The organism is Agromyces binzhouensis (assembly GCF_004135055.1).
Classification (GTDB): Bacteria; Actinomycetota; Actinomycetes; order Actinomycetales; family Microbacteriaceae; genus Agromyces; species Agromyces binzhouensis.
The window spans coordinates 1-3,415 of the sequence record NZ_SDPL01000351.1; the positions used below are offsets into that span (position 1 = coordinate 1).

Consider the following 3,415-nt stretch of genomic DNA (forward strand, 5'->3'; position numbering starts at 1 on the left):
AGATCATCGCCCTCATCGGATCGGGGCGCGGTGCCTGACACGCCGCCCGAAGCGGCGGCCCGGGGGTCGGCGATGCCGGGTCCGGCGCCGGCCGCGCCGCTCGTCATGGGCGTGGTCAACGTCACGCCCGACTCGTTCAGCGACGGCGGGCGCTGGTTCGACGCGGATGCCGCGATCGGGCACGCCCTCCAGCTGGTGGCCGAGGGTGCGGACGTGCTCGACGTCGGCGGCGAGTCGACGCGGCCGGGGGCGGCGCGCGTCGACCCCGACGAGGAGCTGCGCCGGGTCATCCCGGTCATCCGCGAGCTCGCCGGGCGCGGCCTCCGCGTGAGCGTGGACACGATGCGGGCCTCGACGGCTCGAGCGGCGGTCGAGGCCGGCGCCGAGATCATCAACGACGTCTCCGCCGGCCTCGCCGACGAGGCGATGGCACGGATCGCCGCCGACTCCGGTGCGACCTACGTCGCGATGCACTGGCGCGGGCACTCCGACCGGATGGACGACCTCGCCGAGTACGACGACGTCGCGCGCGACGTGCGCGACGAGCTCGCCCGCCGCGTGGACGAGCTCGTCGCGGCCGGGGTGCACGCCGATCGGCTGATCCTCGACCCGGGCCTCGGCTTCTCCAAGCGCGCCGGGCAGAACTGGGAGCTGCTCGCCAACCTCGACGTGCTCGCGGAGCTCGGCCTCCCGATCCTCGTCGGCGCCTCGCGGAAGCGCTTCCTCGGCGCGCTGCTGCCCGAGGGTGCCCCGGTCGAGGACCGCGACCTGCCGACGGCCGTCGTCAGCGTGCTCTCCGCGCAGGCCGGGGCGTGGGGCGTCCGCGTCCACGACGTCGCGGGCACGCGCGTCGCCCTCGACGTCGCCCGCGCATGGCAGAGTGGACGACGTGGCCAGCACTCGTGATCGGATCGCCGTCACCGGCATCCGCGTGCGCGCGCACCACGGCGTGTTCGACTTCGAGCGCGAGCAGGGGCAGGAGTTCGTGATCGACGTGTCCGTCGCAGTCGACCTCGCCGCCGCGGCATCCGGCGACGACCTCGCGCGCACGGTGCACTACGGCGAGCTCGCGGTCGCCGTGGCCCGCGCGGTCGAACGCGACCCCGTCGACCTCATCGAGACGGTCGCCGAGCGGGTGGCCGCGGTCGCCCTGGGCTTCGACGCCGTCGAGGAGGCGACCGTCACGGTGCACAAGCCGCAGGCGCCCATCGAGGTGCCGTTCGACGACGTCGCGGTCACCATCGTGCGGAGCCGCGCGTGACCCGGGCCGTGATCGCGTACGGCGCCAACCTCGGCGATCGCGAGGCGACCGTGGCGTCGGCGACGCGCGCCATCGCCTCGGCCGACGGCATCGAGCTCGTCGCGGTCTCGCCCGTGTACGAGAGCGCGGCCGTCCGCCTCGACGGCGTCGATCCCGATGCGCCGCGCTACCTCAACGGCGTGATCCTCGTCGAGACCGAGCTCGAGCCGCACGCGCTCCTCGACCTGCTCCAGCGCGTCGAGGCCGAGCACGGGCGCACCCGCGAGACGCGGTGGGGCGACCGCACGCTCGACCTCGACCTCATCGACGTCCGCGGCGTCCGCCTCGCCGACGACCGGCTCGAACTGCCCCACCCGCGCGCCTGGGAGCGGGCGTTCGTCCTGCAGCCGTGGCTCGACGTCGAGCCCGACGCCGAGATCGCAGGTCGCGGGGCGGTCGCCGCCCTCCGCGCCGAGTCGACCGACGAGGTGGTCCGCCGGTGAATCGCACGCACGCCTCGACCCTCGTCGCGTTCGCGGTGGTCGGCCTCGCGGTCGGCTACCTCGGTGAACTCGCGCTCGTGGCGGGAGGGGCGACCGCGCTCGTGCCGCCGATCTCGCTCGCCGTGACGCTCATCGGCATCGGCGCGATCGTCGTGCTCGTGGCGTGGCCGATCCGGCAGGCCGTGCGCGGCGAACGCAGCCGCAGGGTCGACCCGTTCCGCGCAGCCCGCATCGCCGTGCTCGCCAAGGCCAGCAGCGTCACCGGCGCGCTCGTGCTGGGCGTCGGCATCGGCATCACGATCTTCCTGCTCACGCGAAGCGTCCTCCCGCCCGCCGGGACGATCTGGATGGCGGTCGCCACCGCCATCGGCGCCGCGCTGCTGCTGATCGGCGGACTCGTCGCCGAGCACTTCTGCACGCTCCCGCCCGACGACCCCGAAGAGGAGGGTTCGGCGCATGCCTGACCCCGAGCACGCCGCACCCGACGCACCGGTGTCGAGCGGCGCCGCCGACGTCCCCACGCTCGACGCTCCCGGATCGGGCGTGCCCGCGCCCGACGCTCCCGAGGCGGAGGCGCGCGCGCACGTCGACGACGACTGGCGCCGCGTCTCGCCGAAGCACGTGGTGGTCGAGGTCATCGGGTCCGTCATCGGCGCGGGCCTCACGGTCGCCGCGCTCCTCCTCGTCGGGTCGTGGTTCGACCTGCCGTGGGCGACGTGGGCCGGCATCGCGGTCGGCGTCATCGCGCTCGTCTCGATCGCGTTCGAGCCGCGCCGGGTCCGCTCGATCGGGTACCGGCGCCGGGCCGACGACCTCGTGTTCCGGCGAGGCATCATGTTCCAGCGCCAGGTGGCGGTGCCCTACGGCCGCATGCAGCTCGTCGACATCACGCGCGGGCCGGTGTCGCGGGCGCTCGGGCTCGCCGACCTGAAGTTCGTCACCGCCGCCGCGTCGACCGCCGTGACGCTGCCGGGGCTCCCCCTCGACGACGCAGAGGCCCTCCGCGACGAGCTCGTCGCCCTCGCCGAGACCCGCAGGGCGGGCCTGTGACCGAGCCTGCGGTCCGCACGCCGATCGGCCCGCTCGCCGACGGCGAATGGCATCGGCTCCATCCAGCGAGTCCCCTGCTGCGGGGCGGCCTCGTGCTCATCGCCGTGCTCGGGTTCGTGCTCGCGAACCTGCGGGAGCGCATCGTCGAGGTCTTCGTGCTGTTCTTCGCGCCCGGTGCCGAGGCGCCCGGCGAGACGCCGGACTTCGGCGGCGACTGGGCGGAGGACCCGGTGACCGGGCTGGTCGCGCGCGGGCTCGTCGGGTGGGCCATCCTCGGCCTCGTCGTCGTCATCGTGGTCGTCGTCCTCGCGTTCTGGTTCGCATGGCGGATGCACACGTTCCGGGTCACCGACGAAGCGCTCGAGGTGCGCAGCGGCATCCTGTTCCGGTCGCACCGCAGTGCCCGGCTCGATCGGATCCAGGGCATCAACATCGCACGCCCGGTCTTCGCCCGGATCTTCGGCGCGGCCAAGCTCGACGTCTCGGTCGCCGGCCAGTCGGGCAACGTCGACCTGTCCTACCTGGGCTCGGCGCAGGCCGATCGCCTGCGCGGGGACCTGCTGCGCCTGGCGTCGGGCGCCCGGCGGCAGGAGCCCGGTGCGCCGGGCGACGCCGTCCCGGT

Annotated in this window: 6 protein-coding genes; all 6 read left to right on the top strand. The window is 74.6% G+C overall.

Translation table 11 applies throughout. From position 1 onward, the window contains the following. Nucleotides 1-72 precede the first annotated feature (72 nt). A complete protein-coding gene (gene folP / locus ESO86_RS13925) occupies nucleotides 73-906 on the top strand; it encodes a dihydropteroate synthase (protein WP_207207144.1) in 834 nt (277 codons plus the stop codon). Continuing rightward, nucleotides 890-1,261 (top strand): dihydroneopterin aldolase, encoded by a 372-nt coding sequence (gene folB / locus ESO86_RS13930; RefSeq protein ID WP_207207143.1) that lies wholly within the window; start codon nucleotides 890-892, stop codon nucleotides 1,259-1,261. The genes folP and folB overlap by 17 nt, the downstream gene beginning before the upstream one ends. Continuing rightward, nucleotides 1,258-1,743 (top strand): 2-amino-4-hydroxy-6-hydroxymethyldihydropteridine diphosphokinase, encoded by a 486-nt coding sequence (gene folK / locus ESO86_RS13935; RefSeq protein WP_129235544.1) that lies wholly within the window; start codon nucleotides 1,258-1,260, stop codon nucleotides 1,741-1,743. Before folB ends, folK begins: the two co-directional genes overlap by 4 nt. Then, the gene (locus ESO86_RS13940) at nucleotides 1,740-2,207 is read left to right on the top strand and encodes a DUF3180 domain-containing protein (protein WP_129235545.1); all 468 of its coding nucleotides are present in this window, start codon (nucleotides 1,740-1,742) and stop codon (nucleotides 2,205-2,207) included. The genes folK and ESO86_RS13940 overlap by 4 nt, the downstream gene beginning before the upstream one ends. Beyond that, the gene (locus tag ESO86_RS13945) at nucleotides 2,200-2,793 is read left to right on the top strand and encodes a PH domain-containing protein (RefSeq protein ID WP_129235546.1); all 594 of its coding nucleotides are present in this window, start codon (nucleotides 2,200-2,202) and stop codon (nucleotides 2,791-2,793) included. The genes ESO86_RS13940 and ESO86_RS13945 overlap by 8 nt, the downstream gene beginning before the upstream one ends. Then, the coding region (locus ESO86_RS13950) for a PH domain-containing protein (protein WP_165307874.1) at nucleotides 2,790-3,415 on the top strand (626 nt) is incomplete at its 3' end. The genes ESO86_RS13945 and ESO86_RS13950, both read left to right, overlap by 4 nt.